This window comes from Opacimonas viscosa, assembly GCF_024199005.1.
Taxonomy (GTDB): Bacteria; Pseudomonadota; Gammaproteobacteria; order Enterobacterales; family Alteromonadaceae; genus Opacimonas; species Opacimonas viscosa.
The window spans coordinates 79,538-105,082 of the sequence record NZ_JANATA010000002.1; the positions used below are offsets into that span (position 1 = coordinate 79,538).

At 41.1% G+C, this 25,545-nt stretch carries 22 protein-coding genes; 15 read left to right on the forward strand and 7 right to left on the reverse strand.

The window, feature by feature from the left end:
* The 4 genes from dnaE to NLF92_RS02380 are packed head-to-tail and all read left to right on the forward strand — an operon-like array spanning nucleotide 1 to nucleotide 7,766.
* Nucleotides 1-3,459: a DNA polymerase III subunit alpha gene (gene dnaE, locus NLF92_RS02365; protein ID WP_254098479.1), complete on the forward strand. Its 3,459-nt coding sequence runs from the start codon at nucleotides 1-3 to the stop codon at nucleotides 3,457-3,459.
* A 24-nt stretch (nucleotides 3,460-3,483) separates the two neighbouring features.
* Entirely contained in the window at nucleotides 3,484-4,440 is a 957-nt protein-coding gene (accA, locus tag NLF92_RS02370) for an acetyl-CoA carboxylase carboxyl transferase subunit alpha (protein ID WP_254098481.1), read from the forward strand.
* Nucleotides 4,427-5,776: a tRNA lysidine(34) synthetase TilS gene (gene tilS / locus NLF92_RS02375; protein WP_254098483.1), complete on the forward strand. Its 1,350-nt coding sequence runs from the start codon at nucleotides 4,427-4,429 to the stop codon at nucleotides 5,774-5,776. The genes accA and tilS overlap by 14 nt, the downstream gene beginning before the upstream one ends.
* Nucleotides 5,777-5,798: 22 nt before the next feature.
* Nucleotides 5,799-7,766 (forward strand): monovalent cation:proton antiporter family protein, encoded by a 1,968-nt coding sequence (locus tag NLF92_RS02380; protein WP_254098485.1) that lies wholly within the window; start codon nucleotides 5,799-5,801, stop codon nucleotides 7,764-7,766.
* Nucleotides 7,767-7,836: 70 nt separating this feature from the next.
* Here NLF92_RS02380 and NLF92_RS02385 read toward each other — a convergent pair whose 3' ends face one another.
* Complete coding sequence (locus NLF92_RS02385) at nucleotides 7,837-8,175, reverse strand: hypothetical protein (RefSeq protein WP_254098487.1); 339 nt, start codon at nucleotides 8,173-8,175, stop codon at nucleotides 7,837-7,839.
* Nucleotides 8,176-8,287: 112 nt separating this feature from the next.
* Between NLF92_RS02385 and tadA the strand changes: the two genes are divergently transcribed.
* Nucleotides 8,288-8,824: a tRNA adenosine(34) deaminase TadA gene (gene tadA, locus NLF92_RS02390; protein WP_254098489.1), complete on the forward strand. Its 537-nt coding sequence runs from the start codon at nucleotides 8,288-8,290 to the stop codon at nucleotides 8,822-8,824.
* 145 nt (nucleotides 8,825-8,969) lie between these two features.
* Here tadA and mltF read toward each other — a convergent pair whose 3' ends face one another.
* Nucleotides 8,970-10,334, reverse strand: coding sequence for a membrane-bound lytic murein transglycosylase MltF (gene mltF, locus NLF92_RS02395; protein ID WP_254098491.1), 1,365 nt, complete (start codon nucleotides 10,332-10,334; stop codon nucleotides 8,970-8,972).
* A gap of 164 nt (nucleotides 10,335-10,498) precedes the next feature.
* On the opposite strand from mltF, the gene purL reads away from it, so the two are divergent.
* The gene (gene purL, locus NLF92_RS02400) at nucleotides 10,499-14,389 is read left to right on the forward strand and encodes a phosphoribosylformylglycinamidine synthase (protein ID WP_254098493.1); all 3,891 of its coding nucleotides are present in this window, start codon (nucleotides 10,499-10,501) and stop codon (nucleotides 14,387-14,389) included.
* Nucleotides 14,390-14,868: 479 nt separating this feature from the next.
* On the opposite strand, the gene smrA is transcribed toward purL, so the two are convergent.
* Nucleotides 14,869-15,453, reverse strand: a complete 585-nt coding sequence (gene smrA, locus NLF92_RS02405) for a DNA endonuclease SmrA (RefSeq protein ID WP_254098495.1) — start codon at nucleotides 15,451-15,453, stop codon at nucleotides 14,869-14,871.
* A 23-nt stretch (nucleotides 15,454-15,476) separates the two neighbouring features.
* A complete protein-coding gene (locus NLF92_RS02410) occupies nucleotides 15,477-16,568 on the reverse strand; it encodes a flagella assembly protein FlgT middle domain-containing protein (RefSeq protein WP_254098497.1) in 1,092 nt (363 codons plus the stop codon).
* Nucleotides 16,569-16,780: 212 nt separating this feature from the next.
* Between NLF92_RS02410 and NLF92_RS02415 the strand changes: the two genes are divergently transcribed.
* The gene (locus NLF92_RS02415; protein ID WP_254098498.1) at nucleotides 16,781-17,329 is read left to right on the forward strand and encodes an LPP20 family lipoprotein; all 549 of its coding nucleotides are present in this window, start codon (nucleotides 16,781-16,783) and stop codon (nucleotides 17,327-17,329) included.
* Nucleotides 17,330-17,369: 40 nt separating this feature from the next.
* Here NLF92_RS02415 and flgN read toward each other — a convergent pair whose 3' ends face one another.
* The 3 genes from flgN to flgA form a co-directional block, all read right to left on the reverse strand.
* Complete coding sequence (gene flgN, locus NLF92_RS02420; RefSeq protein ID WP_254098499.1) at nucleotides 17,370-17,798, reverse strand: flagellar protein FlgN; 429 nt, start codon at nucleotides 17,796-17,798, stop codon at nucleotides 17,370-17,372.
* A gap of 1 nt (nucleotide 17,799) precedes the next feature.
* The gene (gene flgM, locus NLF92_RS02425; RefSeq protein ID WP_254098500.1) at nucleotides 17,800-18,102 is read right to left on the reverse strand and encodes a flagellar biosynthesis anti-sigma factor FlgM; all 303 of its coding nucleotides are present in this window, start codon (nucleotides 18,100-18,102) and stop codon (nucleotides 17,800-17,802) included.
* An 82-nt stretch (nucleotides 18,103-18,184) separates the two neighbouring features.
* Nucleotides 18,185-18,895, reverse strand: a complete 711-nt coding sequence (flgA, locus tag NLF92_RS02430; RefSeq protein WP_254098501.1) for a flagellar basal body P-ring formation chaperone FlgA — start codon at nucleotides 18,893-18,895, stop codon at nucleotides 18,185-18,187.
* 158 nt (nucleotides 18,896-19,053) lie between these two features.
* On the opposite strand from flgA, the gene NLF92_RS02435 reads away from it, so the two are divergent.
* From NLF92_RS02435 to flgG, 8 genes are all read left to right on the forward strand, one after another.
* Complete coding sequence (locus NLF92_RS02435) at nucleotides 19,054-19,974, forward strand: chemotaxis protein CheV (protein ID WP_254098502.1); 921 nt, start codon at nucleotides 19,054-19,056, stop codon at nucleotides 19,972-19,974.
* A gap of 9 nt (nucleotides 19,975-19,983) precedes the next feature.
* A complete protein-coding gene (locus NLF92_RS02440; RefSeq protein WP_254098503.1) occupies nucleotides 19,984-20,817 on the forward strand; it encodes a CheR family methyltransferase in 834 nt (277 codons plus the stop codon).
* Between the two features lie 90 nt (nucleotides 20,818-20,907).
* On the forward strand, nucleotides 20,908-21,315 hold the full coding sequence (gene flgB / locus NLF92_RS02445) for a flagellar basal body rod protein FlgB (protein WP_254098504.1): 408 nt from the start codon (nucleotides 20,908-20,910) through the stop codon (nucleotides 21,313-21,315).
* A complete protein-coding gene (flgC, locus tag NLF92_RS02450) occupies nucleotides 21,315-21,743 on the forward strand; it encodes a flagellar basal body rod protein FlgC (protein ID WP_254098506.1) in 429 nt (142 codons plus the stop codon). Before flgB ends, flgC begins: the two co-directional genes overlap by 1 nt.
* Before the next feature lie 9 nt (nucleotides 21,744-21,752).
* Entirely contained in the window at nucleotides 21,753-22,433 is a 681-nt protein-coding gene (locus NLF92_RS02455) for a flagellar hook assembly protein FlgD (protein ID WP_254098508.1), read from the forward strand.
* Between the two features lie 17 nt (nucleotides 22,434-22,450).
* Complete coding sequence (flgE, locus tag NLF92_RS02460; protein ID WP_254098510.1) at nucleotides 22,451-23,836, forward strand: flagellar hook protein FlgE; 1,386 nt, start codon at nucleotides 22,451-22,453, stop codon at nucleotides 23,834-23,836.
* A 148-nt stretch (nucleotides 23,837-23,984) separates the two neighbouring features.
* Complete coding sequence (gene flgF, locus NLF92_RS02465; protein ID WP_254098512.1) at nucleotides 23,985-24,728, forward strand: flagellar basal-body rod protein FlgF; 744 nt, start codon at nucleotides 23,985-23,987, stop codon at nucleotides 24,726-24,728.
* 21 nt (nucleotides 24,729-24,749) lie between these two features.
* Entirely contained in the window at nucleotides 24,750-25,538 is a 789-nt protein-coding gene (gene flgG / locus NLF92_RS02470; protein ID WP_254098514.1) for a flagellar basal-body rod protein FlgG, read from the forward strand.
* The last annotated feature ends 7 nt before the right edge of the window (nucleotides 25,539-25,545 follow it).

Sequence of the window (25,545 nt, forward strand, 5' to 3'; positions counted from 1 at the left end):
ATGTCGCAACCTTTTATTCATTTACGTGTGCATAGTGATTTCTCGATGATGGACGGCTTAAATAAAGTCAAACCGTTGTTGGCGCGTTGCTCTGAAATGGCAATGCCTGCTTTTGCGATTACAGATCAGATGAACATGTGTGGTTTAGTCAAATTTTACTCTGAAGCTCATAATCGAGGCATCAAGCCAATTATCGGCGTAGATGTTTGGGTAAAAGGGAATGTGCTAGGTCCCAGTATATTTCGTTTGACTTTGATTGCGACGAACAATGCTGGCTACAAAAATATTACTGTGTTGATTTCAAAAGCATATTTACGGGGTGATGTTGACGGAAAAACAGTTATTGAACAAGATTGGTTAGTGGAACATGCCGAGGGCGTATTGATTTTGTCTGGTGGCGTTAATGGTGATTTAGGCATGGCATTGCTGAAAAACCAAGGCCCGCAAATAAGTCAAATTACCGCTTTTTATCAGACACATTTTGCAGATAATTTCTATTTGGAATTGACGCGTACGGGCCGTGCTGGAGAAAATGAATATATCCAAGCAGCAGTCAATCACGCTGCCGAGTTTGGTTTACCAGTCGTTGCGACGAATGAAGTCGTTTTTCTGGATAAAGAGAATTTCGCAGCACATGAAATTCGCGTAGCTATCTATGACGGCTACACCTTAGAGGACAGCCGCCGCCCTAAAAATTATTCTGAACAACAGTATTTACGTACTCCAGAAGAAATGGCTGAACTGTTTTCCGATATTCCAGAGGCGCTCGACAATACCGTAGAAATTGCTAAGCGTTGTAATGTCACCGTTCAGCTTGGTACGTATTTTCTACCTAATTTCCCAACGGGAGATTTATCGACAGAAGACTTCTTGGTTAAAGTGTCTCAAGAAGGCCTAGAACGTCGTCTACTCAAGCTCTTTCCAGATGCAGCCGAGCGAGAAATAAAACGCAAAGAGTACGATGAGCGACTAGAAATTGAGCTTGTTGTCATCAATCAAATGGGCTTTCCTGGATATTTCCTGATCGTGATGGAGTTCATTCAATGGTCCAAGGATAATGGTATCCCTGTTGGACCTGGACGGGGATCTGGTGCCGGATCACTGGTTGCCTATGCGTTAGATATTACTGATTTGGATCCTCTGGAGTTTGACCTACTTTTTGAACGTTTTTTAAACCCTGAACGAGTCTCCATGCCCGATTTTGATATCGATTTTTGTATGGACCGCCGTGATGAAGTGATTGATCACGTTGCCGAGCTATATGGTAGAGAAGCCGTATCACAGATTATTACATTCGGTACCATGGCTGCTAAAGCTGTAGTTCGTGATGTTGGACGGGTCTTAGGTCATCCATATGGGTTTGTCGATCGTATTTCAAAACTGATTCCCTCTGATCCAGGTATGACGCTTGCCAAGGCGTTTGATGTTGAGCCAAGGTTAGGTGAGCTAGAAGATAACGACGAAGACGTTAAAGAGCTCTTGACCATGGCTAGGATCTTGGAAGGGGTAACTCGAAATGCCGGCAAACATGCTGGTGGTGTAGTGATTGCGCCGACGCAAATTACGGACTTTTCCCCGTTATATTGTGATGATGCAGGGCAAAACCCGGTTACCCAATTTGACAAAAATGATGTCGAGACCGCTGGTTTAGTGAAATTTGATTTCTTGGGTTTACGGACACTCACGATTATTCAGTGGGCGATTGATATGATCAAAGAGGGTACGGGTAAAGAAGTTGATATAACCCAAATACCTCTCGAAGATCCGAAAAGTTTCGCTTTGCTGCAACGTTCTGAATCAACAGCTGTTTTCCAGTTAGAATCAAGAGGGATGAAGGATCTCATTAAACGGCTTCAACCGGACTGTTTTGAAGATATTATTGCATTAGTAGCCTTGTTTAGACCAGGACCTCTCCAGTCAGGGATGGTTGATAACTTTATTGATCGTAAACATGGCAGAGAAGCTATTTCTTATCCAGATGCTAACTATCAACATGAGTGTTTAAAAGAAATTCTAGAGCCAACTTACGGTATTATTTTGTACCAAGAGCAGGTGATGCAGATTGCGCAGGAGATGGCGGGCTATTCTCTAGGTGGTGCTGATTTATTACGTCGTGCAATGGGTAAGAAAAAGCCCGAAGAAATGGAAAAACAGCGTTCTGTATTTGCTGAAGGTTCCAAAAACAACAATATAGATCCTGACTTGGCTATGAAAATCTTTGATTTGGTAGAGAAGTTTGCTGGGTATGGATTTAATAAATCTCACTCGGCTGCATATGCCCTCGTTTCGTACCAAACTTTGTGGCTGAAAACCCACTATCCGGCGCATTTCATGGCTGCGGTAATGTCTGCTGATATGGATAACACTGATAAGATCGTTACTTTGGTTGATGAATGTCAGCGCATGGGGATCCCAATTCTGCCGCCAGATTTAAACGCAGGAAAGTACAAATTTACGGTCAATGAAAAAGAAGAAATCGTATATGGTATTGGTGCAATCAAAGGGGTTGGTGAAGGCCCGATTGAAGCCATCATTGAAGCTAGAGAGACCCAAGGACACTTTAGCGATCTGTTCGACTTTTGTGCAAAAATAGACACTAAAAAAATCAATAAACGCGTTTTGGAAAAATTAGTTTTAGCGGGAGCGATGGACAATCTTGGTCCTCATCGCGCAGCCATAATGGCTAGTCTAACCGATGCGCTCGAAGCTGCAAACCAGCATGCAAGGGCTGAAAGTTTTGGTCAAACAGATATGTTTGGTTTATTAACAGATGCCGATGAGGCTGCAAATGCCTTCGCTCAAGTACCCATTTGGCCAGAAAAAGTATGGCTAGATGGCGAAAAAGAAACATTGGGCTTATATTTGACAGGTCACCCGATAAACCAGTATTTATCTGAACTCAGGGCGTATACGAGTTGTAAAATTGCTGACTTGAAGCCGACGGGTAAAGAGCAACAATCAGCCATTGCAGGTTTAGTGCTCGGTGTCCGTGTGATGACAAATAAGAAAGGGCGGCGCTGGGGCATTGTTACTTTGGATGATAAATCGGGTCGAGTCGATGCCAGATTGTTCCCCGATAGCTATGAAGAGTACGAACCGTTGCTCCAAACAGATAAGATTTTGTTTGTAAAAGGACAGGTCAGCTTTGATGAGTTTTCTGATGGTAATACAATGACAGTAAGATCATTAATGGATATTACGGATGCACGTGAACACTACATCAAAAATATCCAGTTAGTACTGCCAGATATTAACCAACCGTCCATTACTAAAGACCTGGTCAACATCTTACAACAGTACGTAGGTGGCACCTGCCCATTAGAAGTCGCAGTCGAGCACCAAGAATTATCAGTAACGTTACAACCGGATGCGAATTGGTATGTAACGCCAAGTGATCAACTACTTTATGAATTAAAACAGTTACTGGGCAAACAAAACGTTGTTTTGAACTTTGCCTAACCAAGTAACACACAAGGGTAAAAAATGAGCTTACACTTTTTGGATTTTGAGCAACCTATTGCGGAATTAGATGCGAAGATAGAAGAACTTCGGATTGTCAATCGCGGTGGTGACCTTGATGTTGGTATCGAAGAAGAAATTACAAAATTACAGGAAAAAAACCTCGATTTAACACGTAAAATCTTTGGTAATCTAGGCGCTTGGCAGGTTTCTCAATTAGCTCGTCATCCAATGCGTCCTTATACCCAAGATTATGTGGACCATGCTTTCACTGATTTTAACGAATTAGCTGGAGATAGAGCTTACGCAGACGACAAAGCCATTATTGGTGGCTTGGCTATGTTGGATGATCAGCCTGTGATGATTATCGGTCATCAGAAAGGCCGTGATACTCATGAGAAAATTAAACGTAACTTTGGTATGCCAAAACCAGAAGGGTATCGCAAAGCCTTACGCTTGATGAAGATGGCGGAACGTTTTAACTTACCTATTATTACCATGATTGATACTCCGGGAGCTTATCCAGGAGTCGGTGCAGAAGAACGTGGCCAATCTGAAGCCATTGCCCGTAACTTAAAAGAAATGGCTGAGCTAAATGTACCTATTATTTGTACAGTGATTGGTGAAGGTGGTTCTGGCGGTGCATTAGCGATTGGTGTTGGCGATAAAGTGAATATGCTTCAATATTCTACCTATTCTGTTATCTCACCAGAAGGGTGTGCATCCATTCTTTGGAAGAGTGCTGATAAAGCACCACTTGCGGCAGAAGCAATGGGAGTTGGCGCTGAACAGATCAAAGCATTAGATTTGATTAATGACATTATCGAAGAGCCATTAGGTGGCGCTCATCGCAATCATAAGCAAATGGCCGTTAACTTTAAAGCGACCATTAAACAACAATTAACGCATCTGCAAACGTTATCTCTTGATGAATTAAAAGAGCAACGTTACGAGCGTTTGATGTCATTTGGCTACTGTTAACCTGCAGCACAATATTACCTCAAAGGACTGGGCTGAATTAACTTCTCGCCCAGTTTTTGTTGCCTTGAGTGGCGGCGTTGATTCAGTAGTATTACTCCACACACTTGCTAGCCATTGGCCAAGTGATACGACCTTTCCTCTATCAGCAATTCATATCAATCATCAACTGCAATCTGTTGCAGATCATTGGGCTGATTTTTGTGCTCAGTTTTGTACTTCTCTTGGGATTCAATTACTCACTATCCCCGTCACTGTTGATGCCAGTAAAAATATCGAAGAACATGCCCGAGAAGCTCGCTATCAAGCATTTTTAGAACATTTACCGCAACACAGTGTGATAGTGTTAGGGCAGCATGCTGATGACCAGTTTGAAACCATTTTACTGAGTTTGAAACGTGGCGCTGGTAGTGTCGGAATTGCGGGGATGCCACGCTGGCGTGAACAAGCACATAGATCTTTCTATCGCCCTTTTATTACTGTTGCACAAGCTGACATTCTTGCTTATGCAAAATCCCATAACTTGGCATGGGTCGAGGATCCATCCAATACCGATACGTATTTCGCAAGAAATTTTATCCGCAAAAATATTGTAGCGCCTTTTGTTGCACATTGGCCCAACGTGACACCTGTCATAGCTCGTTCTGTGGCGCACTTACAACAGGATTTAGCGCTTTTAGAAGAGGTTGTTAGAGAAAAATACGCTCTGTGCATTGATGAAAATTCAGATTTAATCATTTCACAACTACAAAGGCACTCTGAATCTTGGCAAGTCAAGATTTGCCAATACCATTTGAAACACACTGTGCATTTGGTGTTATCAACGGCCCAAATCCGTTCTCTGTTTCAAGTTATCAATGCCCAAGACGATGCCCAAGGTGAACTCAGAGTAGGGGGCTATATTATTCGTCGTTTCGCTGATCGTTTATGGCTGAGCTCTGAAATACAAGAAGCGCGATTAATCACACTTACTGAGACATTCGTGAAGCAATTACTTGACGCACCTGCTAAGGTTAGTAAAACGGGAGCCGTCAACAGCCTATTTACGGAATTATCTGAACTACATCATTTACACTTAGGGTTTCCAGAAAGCGCAGATTTAGAAGACTTTTCTATGACTTGTACTGAAGTGGCATTGTCTGCACTCATAAAACCATGGGATGCTAAGCACTCTAAACCCATAAAACAGTGGTGCAAACTCTACGGGATCCCAGCTTGGCAACGTAAGCCCACTGTTTTAATTGCGATAAATGATGTGCCAGTAGGTCTTGTTATTGGCTGCAGAGTGATACCTTTATCTGTTAATACCGGATTATTTATTCATTTTGATGTAAGTTAACCTGTTTTTTTAAGGAAAAGGAATGCCACAAGAGTTTATATCCGTTATTTCACTCATGCTCGTTGCTGTCTTGTGCGTATGGTGTTTTAAGCGTGTTAATTTACCTCCTATTTTAGCTTATTTAATGGCTGGATTTTTAGTCGGTCCTGCCTTCCTCAATTTATTTGACCACCCTGAACAAATGCATGTCCTAGCTGAAATAGGGATAGTTTTCTTACTGTTTTCATTAGGCTTAGAATTTTCTTTACCAAAATTAGTGGCGATGCGGCACTTAGTATTTGGACTCGGTTTGGGACAGATGGTTCTAACAACTGGTGCGTTTTCAGCTATTGCGTTCTTGTTTGGTTTTTCACTAGCGCCAGCGTTGATCATTGGTGGCATGTTTGGTTTATCTTCAACCGCGATTGTCATTAAACAAACGACAGAGATGGGCATTTTGAATACTCCACGATCGCAGTTAGCTGTGAGTATTTTACTTTTTCAAGATTTGGCCGTAGTCCCATTTTTAATTGCTATACCGTTAATAAATCAACCTGCCGATGCAGGTATCATGACTATCGTTGGTGAAGCACTGGCCAAAGGTATCGTGGTGATCGGGTTCTTGTTGTGGGCCGGTAAGTGGTTGCTCCCTCGTGTCTTCAAAGAGATTGCGAGTACCCGAACCGATGAGTTATTTGTACTGACCACAATTGTTACAGCGCTACTAGCTGCGGGTTTGACTTATGCAATGGGCTTATCGCTTGCGCTTGGGGCCTTTTTAGCCGGTATGATGCTGGGAGAAAGTCAGTACAAACATCAAATAGAATCAGATATCAGACCCTTTAAAGATATTTTGATGGGACTATTTTTTGTGACTGTTGGGATGCGCCTAGAAACCTCAACTATCTTACCGTATTGGCATATTATATTATTTGGCACGCTAGGTATGTTGTTGCTCAAAGTGTTGATAGTGAGAGTTGCCGCGAGTATTTTTAAAGCAAATAAAACCGATGCTTGGGCCGCGGGGTTCAAGCTCTGCCAAATGGGCGAATTTAGTTTTATATTGGCCTCTCTTGCAGTGACTCATAGTGTCTTGGAGGCAGCTACCGCATCTATTTTAGTCACTATTGGTATTTTAAGTATGGCTGTGACGCCTTTCTTGGTCCATAACAGTGTGCGTTTTGCCAATATTCTGACGACCGGCAACCAAAAGCTTACCGCTACGGAGTTTCCCGATGTTTCTCCTCCTGCCAAAGGACATGTCATTATTTTAGGGTTTGGCCGGGTCGGACAATCAGCAGCGCGGATGTTAGGTATGGAAAAAATCGCCTATATGGCTATCGATTTTGATCCGATCCGTGTCCAAGAATCACTGTTGGCTTCAGAGCCAATTATCTTCGGTGATGTGAGCCAAAAGAGTATCTTGCATAATGCGAATATAGAGTATGCGCAAAGTGTGGTGATTACTTTTGATCAAACGAATAAAGCGGTCGACGCTATTCGAACTATTCGAGATATTTCCGAAACATTGCCTATTATTGTTCGTACGAGAAAAGATTATCATTTGGATACTTTGTATGCTGCTGGTGCATCTCAGGTTGTGCCTGAAATCCAAGAAGGTAGCCTTATGCTCGTTTCTCAAATTTATCATTACAGTGGCGTACCCATTTCACGCATCTTAAAAAGGATACAAAAAGAGCGTAAACAAAAATATGACCATTTACACGGAGTATTTCCTGGAGAAACAACCGAGGTTAGTTACGAGAATATTGATAAGTTACAGTTTATGCATGCTATTACAATATCTGATTCTGCTTGGGTCGCAGGGCGCACAATACACGAATGTAACCTTGACAAACACGGGGTTAAAGTGAAAAAAGTGAAACGAGCATATGAAGAAATTAATGAGCCAAGTGGTGGATTTGTCGTTGCTGCAGGTGATGTATTAATTATCTCGGGTAAACCCAGACGAGTCGAACGAGCCGAGCGAAAAATCCTCGATGGACATTGATTAATCCAAGTTGTGCTGAGGACTAAACGAAACTAAAAAAGCACAAAAACAGTCAAAAGAATAAAGCCGCTTATGCGACATTATTCTTTTTTAAATTAGCAAATTCTTGGTTAAGCGTATATTTATCATCGGTGACGATTTTTTCGAGAACTTCTATACGTGCTTTAAGTTCGGCAATCTCTTGGCGGCTTTCATTACGCTCTTGTTGTGTTTCTTGTTGTTTTTTCTGGCCTTTTTTACTTGCTTCAACAATTGAAACAATCATCCAAGCAATAATAGCAACAATCGCAATTGCAGTCATATCCATGGTATTTTCCTCTTCTTTTAGTACAATATTAGTTGGCATTGTATGATGCTTCAAATACTTTTTTATGCAAAGCACATCATTTGGATAAATAAGATGTTTCAAGTTGTATGCCAACCAAAAAAATAATTTATTTTCAACAGTTTAGCGATTAGCAGCCGATACCTTTACGTATCTGGAGTTAGTAACTTCGCCAAAAAATAGTGAATTTCACCACATGATAATTGTTTCGAACGAGCAAGACGAATATTGGATGGCTAAAGCCATAACGCTTGCAACTGAAGCAGAAGCTTTGGGCGAAGTACCTGTAGGAGCTATTGTTGTCTTAGATGACAAAATAATTGGGCAGGGCTTTAATCGTAGTATTATTGATAATGATCCTAGTGCGCATGCTGAAATGCTTGCTATCAGAGATGCTGCCAAGCATATCGAGAATTATCGCATTGTGAATGCGACGTTGTATGTAACCTTAGAACCTTGCCCTATGTGTGCAGGAGCTATTGTACACAGTCGAATAAAACGCGTGGTATATGGAGCTTCTGATCAAAAAACGGGTGCTGCCGGTTCAGTAATGAATCTTCTGACTCATACGGCATTAAATCATAAGGTGGATGTGCACAATGGGTGTTTGAGTGATGTCTGTAGTACGCAAATTTCTGATTTTTTTAAAATGCGCCGTAAGCAAATCAAAGCCAAACGTACAGAAGAGAAAGCCAAGGCAAAAGACGATACGTGCAGTACAAAGACTGAGTAAGTCAATAAATTACTAAGAAGAGAGTTCGACTGAGCCTTCTTCTGTGAGTTGTAGGAATTGTTTTCTGCGATTCAACATCCTTTGATGAGCTTTCTTTTGAATTAGACGGCGGCGAGAACCTTTCATAGCGACATTTGTGTTACGTTTAAAGCTCTTTATTTGCATGACTCGCCTGCTCCTGGGTTATGATGTATTCTAAGCTTTCGTAGTAGCGCCTAATATTTTCCACATATAACACGGCAACGTCACCTCTAGCGAAACCGTATCGTGTTTGATCATAGTATTTCTTTTTGACTAATAAAGGCAAGAACTGTTTTACGTCTACCCAGTAATCAGGGTTGAGGCCTGCCCGTTGCGTAAGAACACGGGCATCTTCCAAATGTCCTAACCCTAGATTGTAGGCGGCTAACGCAAAATAAATTCGATCAGGTTTAGTGATGCGAGCAGGTAAGCGGTTGTATAAGCGTTGAAAATAAATCGCCCCACCTCGGATACTTTGTTCGGCATCGGTTCTTCGAGTGACGCCGACTTCCTTCGCTGTTGGCTGGGTCAACATCATTAAACCACGGACTCCAGTTGGCGATACTGCTTTGGGATCCCAATGACTTTCTTGATAACTCAATGCAGCCAACAACGTCCAATCGACTTCTGTAGCATACTGGATAAACCAATCACGATATTTAGGTAATGTTGTTTCTACGGATTTTATAAATTCACGAATATCCACGTAATTAATTTTAGCAATATGGCTGAAATATTTGTCATGTAAGATCGCTAATTGTCCTGAGGCGTGTACCTCGCCGAAATATTCCAATAAGGCACCCATCAAGGCATCATCTTGATTTGGTTGTAATAACCAACGGCGCTCTAAGTTTTCGACCAAGGTATTTACTGCTTTTAATTCTGGGAGCGCTAATTTGGTTTTATTTAACAGCAAAGAGTCCGTGATCGTGTAGTCTACCTCTTTGTTTGCGACTAAACTCAAAAGTTCAGCTGCATCAAAATCGGTATGGGTTTGCCAATTTAACTCGGTATTCAGTGCTTGTTGGTTTAGGATATAACTCGCATAACTGCCTTTTTGGAGCCATAAGCTGCCACTAATATCAGGCGTTTTGACCCTTGGGTGATCGGGATTATGACTCACTAAAACTAAATCAAAATATTGGTAAGTAGGTCCTTTTTTGAATGCTTGAGTCTGGTAAGGTGCAAATAAAAACTGACTGGCAACAAGATCGATTTCTTTGTTTTTTAATGCTTTTAAAAGTGCTTCAGGCTGAGAAAATATTTTTACGGATAATTCGACATTTAAAAAATCTGCGAAACCTTGCATCAGCTCGTATTCAAACCCTGCAGGGTGCAAATCATGTAAAAAATAAGAGTGACCGCCATATTCTGTGCCTACGATAAGTTGTTGTTTTTCCAATACATTCACAAGCTCATTTTCTTTGGTTTCCACAGGTGTACAACTCGCTAGGAACACGAGTGTAAATAAAACCACTACCTTATGCATTTGGGACCCTTTTTCATGATGAAATCAATGCTCCCCTCGATTATAACAATCAATGTGTAAAAAATAAGCATATTATCAGCAAATAAACGAGTTACTTATCATTCGGTATTAAATAATCTATAATATGATTAATTAAAAACTCCTTATTTGCATGGATCCTCCCTATGTTAGTTCTGCCAGCCAGCACCAGTTTATCTTTTTTCTCTGTACAAAAATTATTAGGATTATGTCGTGAACACGCATTACCAATAGTGAATATCTCTGCGCGTTTTGTGCATTTTGTCGATAACACTGAAAGTTTGAGTGCAAATGAGCAAGATGTCCTGGATAAATTACTGACTTACGGTCCAAAAAGTGACGGTGTTGAGATTACCGGTGAAGAATTCATTGTTGTACCTAGGTTTGGAACAATATCACCATGGGCATCCAAAGCCACGGATATTGCACATAATTGCGGTCTGCACAAAGTATCCCGTATTGAACGAGGTGAGATCTTTACTTTTACCACTGAGACGCCATTAAATGACACTCAGCTTAGTACTTTCGCTAGCCTCATTCACGATCGTATGACCCAAGTCGTATTAGATGACATAGCACAAGCTGAACATTTATTTGTAAAAGCGACGCCTGGGGAATTCACTGCGGTAGATATTTTAGGACTAGGGAAGCAAGCACTGGTTACTGCAAACCAAGAATACGGCTTGGCTTTAGCTGATGATGAAATTGATTATCTATTTGACAGTTTTACTCGTCTGCAAAGAAACCCTAATGACATTGAGTTATACATGTTTGCCCAAGCAAACTCTGAGCATTGTCGTCACAAAATTTTCAATGCAGACTGGACCATCGATGGCGTAGAACAACCTAAATCATTATTTAAAATGATAAAGAATACTTATGAAGTGACTCCTGACAATGTGCATTCAGCCTACTCTGATAATGCGGCTGTGATGGAAGGTAATTTCGCAGGTCGCTTCTTTCCTTCACCCACTTCACACCAGTATGAGTATCACGCAGAACATATTGATATATTGATGAAAGTAGAAACACATAATCACCCAACTGCGATAGCTCCTTTTGCTGGGGCAGCTACAGGTTCTGGTGGGGAAATCCGTGATGAGGGCGCTACGGGCCGTGGCTCAAAACCCAAAGCTGGTCTGGTGGGTTTCAGTGTTTCTAATCTGGCTATTCCTGGATTTACTCAGCCATGGGAGAAACCTTATGGTAAACCAGAAAGAATTGTTACCGCATTAGATATCATGCTCAATGGCCCTCTTGGTGGTGCAGCATTTAACAACGAGTTTGGACGTCCCAACTTGTTGGGGTATTTCCGAACTTACGAACAAGAAGTAAACAGTTTTAATGGCACGGAAGTCAGGGGCTATCACAAGCCGATTATGCTTGCCGGTGGTTTAGGTAATATCCGTAAAGAACATACCCAAAAAGGTGAAATTACCGTAGGCGCCAAGTTGATTGCACTTGGTGGTCCGGCAATGAATATCGGTTTAGGCGGTGGCGCGGCATCGTCTATGACATCTGGACAATCAAATGCTGATTTAGACTTTGCTTCAGTGCAGCGCGATAACCCAGAAATGGAACGTCGCTGTCAAGAAGTCATTGATACATGTTGGCAGATGGGCGATGCAAACCCTATCCAATTTATTCATGATGTGGGTGCCGGTGGCCTCTCTAATGCATTCCCTGAGTTAGTCAGTGATGGCGGTCGTGGAGGGAACTTTGAGTTACGTAATGTTCCCAACGATGAACCAGGCATGAAACCTCATGAAATCTGGTGTAACGAATCTCAAGAACGTTATGTACTGTCGGTTGCGCCAGAAAACCTTCAAGTATTTGCTGATATTTGTGCGCGTGAAAGAGCGCCATTTGCAGTGGTAGGCGAGGCCACAGCAGAAGAACATCTGTTACTAACTGATGCAGAGTTTGGCAATAATCCAATTGATATGCCATTGGACGTGTTATTAGGTAAACCACCAAAGATGCATAGAGATGTGGTCAGTAAAACATTAGCAAATACAGATGTAGATACAACAGGTATCGATGTAACAGATGCGCTGGAGCGTGTCTTGCGCTTACCAACAGTGGCTGAAAAGACCTTCTTAATCACTATTGGTGACCGTTCTGTTACTGGCTTAGTTGCGCGAGATCAGATGGTCGGTCCATGGCAAATCCCAGTAGCGGATGTTGCTGTTACTGCCAGTTCATTCGACTCATATCACGGTGAAGCAATGGCGATGGGGGAGAGAACCCCAGCGGCGCTTATCAACTATGGGGCATCTGCTAGATTAGCTGTCGCTGAAGCACTAACTAACTTGAGTGCGGCGGATATTGGCGACATTAAGCGTGTGAAATTATCGGCTAACTGGATGTCTGCAGCTGGTCATCCAGGCGAGGATGCCGGTTTGTACGAGGCGGTTAAGGCAGTTGGTGAGGAACTATGTCCAGAGCTGGAGATTACCATTCCAGTTGGCAAAGATTCGATGTCAATGAAAACGCAATGGCAAGAAGATGGCGTTGATAAGTCTGTAACTGCTCCTATGTCTTTGATTATTACTGCATTTGCCCCAGTCCAAGATATTCGTAAAACACTTACGCCAGAGTTAAAAATAGACCAAGGTGAGCACGTTCTTTTACATATTAATCTGGGTGGAAAGCAAGCTCGTTTAGGTGCATCTTGTTTAGCTCAAGTCTATTCACAGCTCGGTGCAACAGTACCTGATGTCGATGATCCGCAAGTATTAAAAGCGTTCTTTAATGCCATGCAAGCGATCCACAAAAATGGATTAGCATTGGCTTACCACGATGTATCTGATGGCGGTGTAATTACAACATTAGCTGAAATGGCCTTTGCAGGGCATTGTGGTCTTGATATCAACTTATCTGCTGTTGGGGATGAGATTACGACTTTATTCCATGAAGAGTTAGGAGCAGTATTACAGGTCAGTGCAGTAAATAAAGAGGCGTGTTTGTCGGAGTTGGCTAAACATGGCCTGACAGACTATGTACATCAAATTGGTACCGCAGTATCAGGAGATGTAATCAAAGTCCAAATAAATGAGCGTACTGTACTGAATGATTCACGCTTACGATTACGGACTATTTGGGCTGAGACGACCTACAATATGCAGGCTTTACGAGATAATCCAGCAACGGCTCAGCAAGAACATGAAGCAAAGCAAAATCCGAAGGATCCAGGTTTGCACGCGCAGTTAACTTACGATATTAATGAAGATATTAGCGCACCTTATATTGCCAAGGGCATACGTCCAGAAATCGCTATTCTTCGTGAACAAGGTGTTAACTCTCATTATGAAATGGCGGCTGCTTTTGACCGTGCAGGATTTACAGCGGTTGATGTCCACATGTCTGATATTTTGAGTGGTAAGAAAACACTTGAGCAATTCAGTGGTTTAGCGGTTTGTGGTGGGTTCTCTTATGGTGACGTATTGGGCGCCGGTGAAGGTTGGGCAAAATCAGTCTTATATAATGCCCAAGCAAAAACTCAGTTTGCAGAGTTTTTTGCGCGCCAAGATACATTTACTTTAGGTGTGTGTAATGGCTGTCAAATGCTTTCTAATTTACATTCGATCATACCTGGTACAGAACATTGGCCGCATTTTGTGCAAAACCAGTCAGCTCGCTTTGAAGCTCGTGTGGCTATGGTTGAAGTACAAGAATCAGCATCAATACTGCTCAAAGGTATGGCAGGTTCTAGAATGCCAATTGCCGTATCTCATGGAGAGGGCCATGCCGAGTTTAGTCATGCCGATGCCTTATCTGCAATCGAGGCACAAAACCAAGTTGCCTTGCGTTTTGTTGATAACAATGGACAGGTAACTGAACAATATCCTGCCAACCCGAATGGCTCGGTAAATGGTATTACTGGGTTAACCTCTACTGATGGTCGTGTCACTATCATGATGCCTCATCCTGAGCGAGTTTTCCGGGCTGTTGCTAACTCTTGGCAAGATCCAAGCTGGCAAGAAGATGGTCCATGGATGCGTATGTTCAGAAATGCGCGTACATTTGTCGGGTAAACAATTCACTCGTTGTTAGCGAGCAGCCATATATATATCGAAAGCATATCAGGTATACAAAAGCATAACTTGAATTATCTGGCATCTGCTTTAATATAAGTGGGTGCCAGATTTTTTTTGCTAAAAATTAATTTTTGGTTATAGTATGTGTACTAGATATAGTACTGAACAAAAGAACAATAATAAATTTCAGGGAATATGATGTTTAAACGAAACAAGCGATTAGGTTTTACGAGTGTATTTGTTGCGGTTGTAGTTATGACGATTGCAGCGCTAATGAGCGCAACGGCTAGTGCAGGCATCTATCCACTGTGATGTAGTTATATTGTAAATTGTACAAAGCATCCTACATTGTATTATTTCTTTTTTTGCAATCTAATGCATGTGCAGTTCCCATCCAGGTCAGTGAAATCCAACTTTATACCCCAAAAAAGAAATGAAAAAACTACATGAGACAAACTACCCTTAAGTTGTCTCTTCTAGTACCGTTTTTGATGTTTCTCTCTATTAATCAGTTTCTGTTGTGGGTTTTTCTTTAACATCACATAGGTGTTACCACTACCACCATGCTGTTTGTGGGCAGAGTGGAATGCAATTACCTGGGGAAACTGAGCTAACCAAACATTGATATAGCTTTTTAACTTCCCCGGTTTTGGTTGACTGTTGAGTCCGAGCCCATGCTGGATCAAAATAACACGTTGGCCTTTCTCATAAGCCTTTTCAATGACTTGAATTAACCTTTCTCGGGCTTCAACTAAACTCATTTTGAGTAGGCTAACTCTATTTTCAATAGGGTATTTACCGAGTCTCAAGTTTTTGTAGACACCTTCTTGGATCCCATCTTGCTTGTGCGTAAGTAGATCGTAAGGGTCAAGGTATTCTTGCAGTTCCAAAGTCAACTGATATGCAAGTTTAGCCTCTTCACGTTCTAGCGCTTCCCGCTTGAGTTTTTGGGCTAGTGACGTTTCTTGGGGAGTGATTGTGACATGTTCGGTCTGAGCCAATGGTTTGACGTCAGACATTTCTGCCATAAAAGCGAGTACATCGTCGTTCTTGTCTTGCATAATAGTCTCACAATTATAAAACCCTACATATTATACGTAACAACAGTGTCTTTGGGTTGAATATTTCCTACATATAAAGGGTCGCTTGATTGTAAAGTGGCTGTTTTATATGAGGTTTTTATCACTTCAAGTATTTCCCCTGTTTGTGGGTAGATAAATTTTTGACCAATATTTACTCTGTTTCTAGTCCCCAAATCAATCATGACCTGGTTGTTTTTTACATTCAGTACATTACCAGTTAATGGTAAACAACGCAGTCTTTCTTTGATTAAGCTGGCTGCGGTATCGATAACGTCACGTAATCCTTGGGCAAATTCGGTTTGGGTAAATCTTGCACTATACACATCTACTTTTTCCCCGATAGCGAATGGCCATTGCGTTTGAAATTTATACCCTTGGTCAACCAAATTTTCCCCGTTTAATTGATCTTTGACCAAAAATCTTAGCGCCAAATTTCTTTGAGCGGAATCATTTGCCCAGAAGTACCCTTTTTTAGCGAAACTCCTTTGTATGCTTATGTCATCGATGAAAATTTGCAGAACATATTGGCTATTTTCGGCACGTGCTAAATGTTGTGTTTCTTGACTCGATAAAACCTGTGGTAAGACGATATCAGCAACATTAATACGCACAAAACTATCATGTAATTTTCGCGCTAGCAGGTTTGGGATAATACTAGGTAATGCAAAGAGTTCGTTATCCAAAAATTGTTCAGGTATTGCGACAATGGCTTTGCCTGTCACAATATTCACATTAAAGGCATTATCGCTCTGGCAATGGGTGGTATTAAGCCCCGTCATGACTCTAATGTGTATGCTTAGAGTACCATCTTTAATTGTTTCATTTGTGATATCAATGTTATGTAGTGGTAGTGATTTCTTGAGTGCTAGCGTAGAGTCTTGTAATACCCCATTCACAATATTATGTTCTTGGGAAAACAATGGTGCAGTAGAGAAGGGCAGTTTAGCTAAAGCATTTTTTACTGCTCTTTCTCTCGCATCGGCAATATTGTTATTTTGGATGGTACTTGTACCGGTTAAAGTTTGCCATTGGGCAAAACATTGCCCACCATTTAGGAAACATAGTATTAATATTAGGTACTTTGATAATCTCATTCTGATTTTCCAAATCTATGTAGCAGCATGTTTAATGATTGCTTTTTGACTTACTCTTGGACTGCTATTCACTTATTCGAGTTGTTAAAAGCATGACTTGTGCCACTATGTGTATGCATCACGTTCATTGGTGTAGATTTTTACTACATATAAATAGATGGAATGATTTGTGCTTAGGTTATGCATGTGAATTAATCTTATGGGAATAAAAGATGCTAGGTAAAAAAATTACAGAGGGTCAGCAAAAAACTGAGCGACCATATATTCATAAAGCTACCCATCCAGTTCCTCGTAAACTTGCACGAGTTGTTGTCTCGGGTTCGATGAGTGTGGCGATAATGTTGAGTGGGTGTAGTCAAATTATGAACACTCATATTGCATATGACACGATTGAGCCTCAACAATATCCGATTTTAACTAGCGTTGGATATGCTTCTATTTCAGCTCAAAATGGTGCCGACAGAGAAACTAAAATGCTTAACGCAATGACAGCGTCTAAGATACTAGCCTACCAAGAGTTGGCTGAACAAGTGCATGGTGTGCAAGTGAATAGTCAAGCTACTGTAGAGGATTTACTGATAAATAATCAGCGGTTAAGCATGTCTGTCCAAGGCTTGATCAAAGGTGCCAAGGTGATAAAAAGTTACCCTGTAGGTGAAGATAGCTATGTTACCGAGTTAAGTTTAGATATGCAGAGAATCAGAGATTTAGATATTGCGGTTAGTAAGCCCAAAAAAATAGGTAAGATTACTTACTATTAAATATATAGTTGTGAGCAGTAGTGTTCAGAAATACGCGAAGTTAAGCTTTGATTACTGGAGATGTTGCTCGTGAGTGTGGTTTACCTGCTTTATCATATGTCAGTGTTTCTTTAGCTCTAAGTTCGGTCAGAATGTTGCGTAAGTGTTCTAGTCTCAACTGACCATTCTCTACCGCTGTTTGATTGACCTCTGTGCGGAATTTACACTGATCTATTAGCTTTTTACACTTTTCGATATGTTGTTCGATATCCTTATCGAGTTCGCCTTTCTCTTTGGCTTTACTATACCAGCGTTCGATATCGTTATCTAAATCTTGTATAGCTTCTAACAATGCTTCTTTATCTTTCAGCAGTTTAAAAAGCTGTTCCGCATCTCGAGTACTGATTAAATGTAACTCTTGGTCCAGAACAGCAATTAAATCTGATAGCTGTTGTTCTTGTGTTTTTAAGCTTTCAAGTAAAGATGACAAGTTAAGCTCCAAAGATTTCCGATTCTATTTTAGCAATTTTTGACGCAAGTGCTTCTGGGTTAACACGATATTCACCATTGAGAATCGAGTTGCGGATCTCTGCTACTTTTTCTTTGTTAACCGGAGCTTCATAAGCTTGTGCCTGAAGTTTGTTGAGCTCTTGTGCTGACTGAGTCAAAGACACAGAATCTTCTTGTGCAGCTACGCTTGGTGAAGCAACGGCCTCTTTGCGAGCGTTTTGCTGCTGTATCCGTTGACTTTCAATTTGCGGGTTGTTACTGCTGTTTATATTGTTAATACTCATAATGATCCTCTTTTATTACAAATCCTCAAACTACATCTCTCTGATCTTATCGACAATTTAATAAATACCTTAATGTTTTTTTTCAAATACTCACATTAACTTGTGCGACATTACTCACTTTTGCCATGATCGTTTTTTCTGAACGCAAGTTTTGTATCGCAATTGTGGCGCCTTTAGCGCCACTCTCCAGTGCAATACCTTCTGTTTTAATAGCTAAACCGCCTGCACTAGCAATGATATCTACTTTGTCACCTTCACATACATGGCACACCAAGTTTTGTGTCAAAATTGTGCCGGCTCTGGTTCTTCGGTTAACTCTCGTACCGATGACATCTTCAATAGTATAAAAAACAGAGCCTCTGATTTGTTCCACCGGTGTTGCCAAAATAGAAACATTATTGGTCGTCAATAAATCACCCGGTGCCATATTACCATTTGCGACAATAATATCTTTTGTTCGATGTACCCGGATAAAACCAAACATGCTCCACTCTTTATCGGAACAAGAAATTTTCACTGTAATATGTTTTTGGAGTAATTCGTCTGGAGCCACTGCAAACGTGTACTGCGTACAATCCTCTATATGAGTTCTCGGATCGAGTTTTTGCGGCTGTACTTTTGTCGTAACTTGCTCATCATCGACATAAAAAGCATCTTCATTAAGTCGCTCAGCAATATATTGCGCAGCTTGCAGCATGATATCCCTGTGCTTTGTATCAGCTAGCGCATGACTGACTGAAATTGCACATGACATGATCAACAGAAATACAAAAAACTGAATACTTTTCTTCATAAAACCTTCTATTTTTCAAAAAACTGCCGATACAGAACTATACTTTATTAACACCATCGACGTGGATGCTTTGTGTCAAAAAATTGTTTAATCGTTATGTAATTTGACGATTTCAATTAAGAAAGCAATTAGCGTGCCTGAAAATTTTGGAGACCTTTATGTCCAGTATTATGGATTCTGTCAATCAACGTACACAGTTAGTTGGGCAGAACCGACTTGAACTTCTTTTATTCAGATTAAATAGCAAACAACGATTTGGTATCAACGTATTTAAAGTAAGAGAAGTATTGCAGTGCCCTAAGTTGACTTCTATGCCGAAGTTAAATTCATTAATTCGAGGTGTTGCACATATTCGTGGAAAAACGATTTCTATCATTGATTTGAGTATGGCTACAGGTGGTGCTCCAATAAAAGATGTAGAAACTGGTTTTATCATTATTTCTGAATACAACCGTTCGGTTCAAGGTTTTTTGGTGGGGTCAGTAGAACGCATCATTAATACCAACTGGGATTCTATTTTACCTCCTCCCCAAGGAACGGGTGGGGCGTCATATTTAACTGCAGTCACTGAAATAGAAGACGAGTTAATTGAAATCCTCGACGTTGAAAAGATTTTAAATGAGATCTCACCGTTAAGTACTGATGTTTCTGAAGAAGTGAAAAATACACTTAGCACAGTTGGTAATGAAGATAAAATTATTTTTATTGCTGATGATTCTTCTGTGGCCAGAAATCAGGTGAAAAAGGCACTTCTCCCTATTGGTTTAGAAATTGAAATGGCCAAAAATGGTAAAGATGCATTGGATAGACTCAAAGAACTCGCAGCAGAGACTGGTAATATCAATGATAAAATAGCAGTACTTGTTTCCGATATAGAAATGCCAGAAATGGATGGCTATACACTCACCGCCGAGATTAGAAACGATCCCACATTAGTAAATTTAAAAGTGGTCTTACACACTTCTCTCAGTGGTGTCTTTAACCAAGCTATGGTCGAGAAAGTGGGTGCGGACGATTTTATTGCTAAATTCCAACCTGATGAGTTGGCAACATCTGTACAAAAGTGGTTAGATACCTAAGGAGTTTTTGTGCAGAACCGAGAATTTAGTGATGCAACATATCGTGACTTTTGCCAATTTTTAGAAAAAAACTGCGGTATTGTATTAGGTGACAGTAAACAATATTTGGTACGCAGTCGTTTGTTTCCATTTATTGAAGAGTTTAACTTAAAAGATCTTACCACTGTGCTGCAAACCGCTATCAGAGGTTCTAACCGGCAGTTACAAAATAAAGTCATTGATGCCATGACTACCAATGAAACGTTATGGTTCAGGGATAATTATCCTTATGAGTTACTGGCAAAAGAAATTTTGCCAAAACTAGATGCGTTAAACAAGCCTATTACTGTGTGGAGTGCAGCATGCTCTTCGGGGCAGGAACCTTACTCAATTGCTATTTGCTATAAAGAGTACAAAGAAAAATACCCCAATGGGTTTCGTCATGGATTTAAGATCATAGCGACAGACTTATCTAGTGAGATGCTGGCGAACTGCAAAGAAGGCTCATATGATGATCATGCTTTGGCCAGAGGAATGAACAAAATTCGTTTAGATAAATTTTTCCACGTGAATGGCAAGGGTAAACATCAAGTCAATGATGATTTGAAACAGCTCATCTCATTTCAACCATTGAATCTGATGCATAGTTATCAAAGTTTAGGTAAATTTGATGTGGTGTTCTGTCGCAATGTTTTGATTTATTTTTCAACTGACGTGAAACGCAAAATACTGCAACAAATTGCCGATCGGATGACACCTGACAGTATTTTGTTCCTCGGTGCATCGGAATCTGTATCCTTCACTGAAAACCTTTTCACCATGGTAAAAGCCTCGCCAGGCCTTTATTATCAAGTGTCTAAATAATATTTAAAGGAACTTTTTAGTTCCTTTTTTTTATCTTTATTACTTTTGGCATCCCACTTGCAAACTCTTCATCAAACGAGGAGTTTTTTTATGGCAATTAACTTAGACAGAATGGTTCACCTGCATCACTCAACGGTCCGTGTCCGCACTGACCAGATGGAAGTGATCTCTAGTAACCTGGCAAATGCGAATACCCCCGGCTACAAAGCCCGTGCAATTGACTTTAACAATGCAATGTCAAAAGCGTTGCAAGGTGGTCAAAATATTGGTGGTCTAAAAACAACCCATAGTAATCACATCCCTCTAAGCAATAACAGCGCCATCGGTGATGCTCAGTTCAGAGTTTCGGATCAACCCGATACAGGTGACGGCAATACCGTTGATGTTCAGCGCGAAAGAAATGAGTTTTTGGATAACGGTATGCGTTATCAAGCTAGTCTACAATTTTTGGACGGCAAGTTTAAAGGTATGAAAAAAGCCTTATCTGGAGGGCAATAATGAGCCTATTTAATGTGATGAATATTGCCGCTACCGGCATGAGTGCAGAAGGTATGCGCTTAAATACAACAGCCAGTAATATTGCGAATGCGAATTCTGTAAGTAGTAGTGCCGGAGAGACTTATCGAGCGCGCTATCCTGTATTTGCCGCAGAAATGCAAAAAGCGTTGGGTGGCAATTCGGGTGAAAAAGGCAATGGCGTCAAAGTGTTGGGTGTAGTCGAAAGCAGCAAGCCTCTCCAAATCGAATATGCACCAGGTAATCCGATGGCCGATGAAAATGGTTATATTTATAAACCCAACGTCAATATTGTTGAAGAAATGGCAGATATGATGTCTGCCTCTAAAGCCTATGAAACGAATGTACAAGTCGCTGATACAACAAAACGTATCTTCCGCAGAGTATTACAACTAGGTCAAGGGCGTTAAGGTTAAGTCATGAATACAATAAATAATACGGGGTTAAACCAAGAACTATACTGGCAAGAAGAAGCCGTTAAAGTCTCAGATGGAACCGAACAAACCTTAAAGCAGGAAGACTTTTTTGCCTTATTGACGGAGCAATTAGCCAATCAGGATCCAACTAAGCCGGTCGAAAATGATCAACTCGTTGCCCAGATGACTTCATTTACCACTGCCGATGGTATTTCTCAGTTAAACGAACAATTTACTAGCTTTGCCTCATCGATGAATTCTAACCAAGCGCTCCAGGCCTCAGGGCTGATTGGGCAAGATGTATTGGTCGCTGGTGATACAGGCTATAAAGCTCAAGGTCAAGGTATCTCTGGAGTCGTGGTGAATGAGCAAACGGCACAGGATATGTCGATAAATATTTATAACGCAAGTGGTGAGATTGTAAAAAGTATTGATGTGGGGACACAAGCTGCAGGCAATATTGAATTTGCTTGGGACGGTAAAGACCAAAATGGCAATGATTTGCCGGCGGGTAATTACTCAGTAAAAGCAGAAGGAACCGTGTTCGGTGAAGGCGTCGCTTTACCAACCGCAATTAATCGACACGTTGATAGTGTCAGCTTATCAGGTGGCGCAAATGGCGTCGTATTAAATTTAGATGGTGACGTCAGCATATTGCTTGATGACGTCATTCAAATTGGTTAATCAGTAGGAGTAAGCAAATGTCTTTTAATATTGCTTTAAGTGGTGTCTCAGCGGCACAAAAAGATTTAGATACAACCTCTAATAACATTGCAAACGTCAATACCGTCGGCTTTAAAGAGTCACGTGCTGAGTTTGGTGATGTATATGCTTCTTCACTCCTTTCATCAGGGAAGACCAAAGTGGGTGACGGGGTATTAACTCAAGAAGTTTCACAGCAGTTTTCTCAAGGTAGTTTATCCTTTACTCAGAACGCATTAGATTTAGCGATAACGGGTAATGGTTTTTTTGCTACGGTGCCTGAGATAACTTCACGGGATTTCTCCTTTACCAGAGCCGGTCAATTTAAACTGGATTCTGATAACTTCGTAGTGAATTCCAATGGTGATAATTTACTTGGTTTTCCTGTGAATCCAGATGGTACATCTTCATCTGTTGCCTTATCTACATCTGTTCCTGTGCGAATTCCAGACTCTTCTGGCTCTCCTCAATCTACCAGTGAAGTTGATTTGCGGATGAATTTACCAGCAGGTGACCAAACTAATGATGTGGCAAACTTTGATCCCGATGATCCTCTCACATATAACGCAGCAACCTCTGTCACTGTCTATGATTCTTTGGGTGATAGCCATGTGATGACTTATTACTTTGTCAAAGACCAAGATGTAAATGTTAGTAATGAGTGGTATGTGATAGCTGCAGTTGACGACGAATTAGTGGATTTAACTAACTCCGATGGTTCAGCACCAGATCTTGCACTTGCAGCTAATGTAGCAGGTGCGAATACAGGTAATGCTGTCGCTGCAGGCAAACTGAAGTTCAGTCAAGGCGGAGATTTTATTGGTATAGAATCTGCCGATGGTATTGCCCAATTAGACAGTAAGTTAAAAACAGTTGCGTTAGGTGACATGATTTTGTCTAACGGTTCTGATGCTACTCAACAAATATCGATTGACTTTAACTTACAAACCAATGGTGCGACACCTAATGAGCCGACTCAATTTGCATCTGCTTTTGAGGTCACCTCGTTAGAGCAAAATGGTTTACCTGTAGGACGGTTAACAGGGATTGATATTGGAGCGGATGGCTTAGTTAGAGCAACGTTCTCAAATGGTACGTCAGAACCGATTGTCAGAGTGGCTTTGGCACGTTTCTCCAATGAACAGGGTTTGACTCAACAATCATCGACGCAATGGAAAGAAAGTATCCTTTCAGGCGAAGCATTAGCAGGTGAAGCAACGACTGGCACTTATGGTGATATTAATTCTTCTGCACTAGAACAAGCCAACGTGAACTTGACGACTGAGTTGATTGATATGATTGTTGCACAAAGAAACTTCCAGGCGAGCTCACGAGCGTTAGAAGTAAATAATCAGTTAAACCAAACTATCTTGAACATTAGATAAGTTTACCAATGAATAACCGGCATTTTCCTGTCGGTTATCTTTATATCGAATTACAATCCCATTAAAACCGCTATCTTAGCGGTTTTTTGCATTTATGGCATTGACTTTGCTTTAGTTAATATATGTTTTTATAGGTCAAGTGATTGTCATGGATAAAATGTTATACATTGCGGCAAGTGGAGCAAAACAAGATTTACTTGGTACTGCCGTACGCGCCAATAATTTAGCCAATGCACAAACCACAGGGTTTAAAGCTCAACTTGAACAGGCAAGAGCGATGCCTGCATACGGCGAAGGTTTGCCGACTCGTGTTTTTGCAATGACAGAAAGCCCTACTAATAATTATGAGTCAGGTCCATTGCAAACCACCGGTCGTGATTTGGATATGGCTATTCAAGGCGATGGTTTTTTTGCTGTCCAAGACCAAAATGGTGCTGAAGCGTATACCAGAGCAGGCAGTTTACAAATCAATGCCAATGGCATGTTACAAGATGCCAAAGGTAATTTAGTTATGGGTGACAACGGCCCAATCAATATCCCAGGGGCATTCAATAATATTAGTATTGCTAGCGATGGGATGGTGATGACGCGACCTCAAGGCGCTCCTGAAACAGAACTTGCAGAAGTCGGTAGAATAAAATTAGTTAAACCAGAATACAGCGATGTTAAACGCGGTGAAGATGGCTTATTTCGCATGAAAAATGCGGAATTAGCTGATGCCGATGCCACCGTAATTGTTGCCGGTGGCATGTTAGAAGGCTCAAATGTCAATGCGGTTGATGAAATGGTTAGTATGATTTCATTACAGCGTCATTATGAAATGCAAGTTAAGTTGATGAAAAAGGCAGATACCTTATCTACCCGGGCAAATCAGCTACTTAGAATTCTATAAATAAATTGGGGGAGAAGGCTTATGCACCCAGCATTATGGATCAGTAAAACAGGGTTAGATGCCGCACAAACTGATGTATCAGTGGTATCAAATAACTTAGCTAACGCAAGCACTGTAGGCTTTAAAAAAGACCGAGCTATTTTTGAAGATTTACTTTATCAAAATATCAATCAGCCAGGTGGACGGTCCTCAGCGGATACCGAATTACCCTCTGGATTAATGCTCGGCGCTGGTTCTAAAGTCGTCGCAACACAGAAGACTCATACTCAAGGCAATATGTTAACGACTGAAAATGCCTTAGATTTATCGGTACAAGGGCGTGGTTTTTTTGAAATACAACAGCCGGATGGCAGTTTGTCTTATACCCGCAATGGCCAGTTTACTTTGAATGACCAAGGCCAAATGGTAACACCGGGAGCCGGCTTACTGTTACAACCAGTAGTCACTATTCCACCTGATGCCCAACAAATTACCATTTCACAAGATGGGGAAGTATCAGCCACTATCAGAGGTCAGGCTGAACCACAAGTACTCGGTCAGCTAACCATTAGTGATTTTATTAATCCAACCGGTTTACAGCCAATTGGGCAAAACCTGTACGTTGAAACGGCGGTGAGTGGAGCGCCTATTCAGGGGAACCCTAGCGTGGATGGTTTGGGATCTTTGGTGCAAGGTGCTTTAGAAACATCCAATGTCAATGTGACCGAAGAGCTGGTGAATTTGATTGAGTCGCAACGTTTATACGAAATGAACTCCAAAGTGATTTCTGCTGTGGATCAGATGCTTGGTCAAGTGATTCAACAACTTTAATGGCTAA

Excerpts from the sequence above, each read along its gene's own strand:
- dnaE (WP_254098479.1), top strand. The coding sequence starts at position 1 with ATGTCGCAACCTTTTATTCATTTACGTGTGCATAGTGATTTCTCGATG.
- accA (WP_254098481.1), top strand. The coding sequence starts at position 3,484 with ATGAGCTTACACTTTTTGGATTTTGAGCAACCTATTGCGGAATTAGAT.
- NLF92_RS02380 (WP_254098485.1), top strand. The coding sequence starts at position 5,799 with ATGCCACAAGAGTTTATATCCGTTATTTCACTCATGCTCGTTGCTGTC.
- tadA (WP_254098489.1), top strand. The coding sequence starts at position 8,288 with ATGATAATTGTTTCGAACGAGCAAGACGAATATTGGATGGCTAAAGCC.
- mltF (WP_254098491.1), bottom strand. The coding sequence starts at position 10,334 with ATGCATAAGGTAGTGGTTTTATTTACACTCGTGTTCCTAGCGAGTTGT.
- purL (WP_254098493.1), top strand. The coding sequence starts at position 10,499 with ATGTTAGTTCTGCCAGCCAGCACCAGTTTATCTTTTTTCTCTGTACAA.
- smrA (WP_254098495.1), bottom strand. The coding sequence starts at position 15,453 with ATGCAAGACAAGAACGACGATGTACTCGCTTTTATGGCAGAAATGTCT.
- NLF92_RS02410 (WP_254098497.1), bottom strand. The coding sequence starts at position 16,568 with ATGAGATTATCAAAGTACCTAATATTAATACTATGTTTCCTAAATGGT.
- NLF92_RS02415 (WP_254098498.1), top strand. The coding sequence starts at position 16,781 with ATGCTAGGTAAAAAAATTACAGAGGGTCAGCAAAAAACTGAGCGACCA.
- flgM (WP_254098500.1), bottom strand. The coding sequence starts at position 18,102 with ATGAGTATTAACAATATAAACAGCAGTAACAACCCGCAAATTGAAAGT.
- flgA (WP_254098501.1), bottom strand. The coding sequence starts at position 18,895 with ATGAAGAAAAGTATTCAGTTTTTTGTATTTCTGTTGATCATGTCATGT.
- NLF92_RS02435 (WP_254098502.1), top strand. The coding sequence starts at position 19,054 with ATGTCCAGTATTATGGATTCTGTCAATCAACGTACACAGTTAGTTGGG.
- flgB (WP_254098504.1), top strand. The coding sequence starts at position 20,908 with ATGGCAATTAACTTAGACAGAATGGTTCACCTGCATCACTCAACGGTC.
- flgC (WP_254098506.1), top strand. The coding sequence starts at position 21,315 with ATGAGCCTATTTAATGTGATGAATATTGCCGCTACCGGCATGAGTGCA.
- NLF92_RS02455 (WP_254098508.1), top strand. The coding sequence starts at position 21,753 with ATGAATACAATAAATAATACGGGGTTAAACCAAGAACTATACTGGCAA.
- flgE (WP_254098510.1), top strand. The coding sequence starts at position 22,451 with ATGTCTTTTAATATTGCTTTAAGTGGTGTCTCAGCGGCACAAAAAGAT.
- flgF (WP_254098512.1), top strand. The coding sequence starts at position 23,985 with ATGGATAAAATGTTATACATTGCGGCAAGTGGAGCAAAACAAGATTTA.
- flgG (WP_254098514.1), top strand. The coding sequence starts at position 24,750 with ATGCACCCAGCATTATGGATCAGTAAAACAGGGTTAGATGCCGCACAA.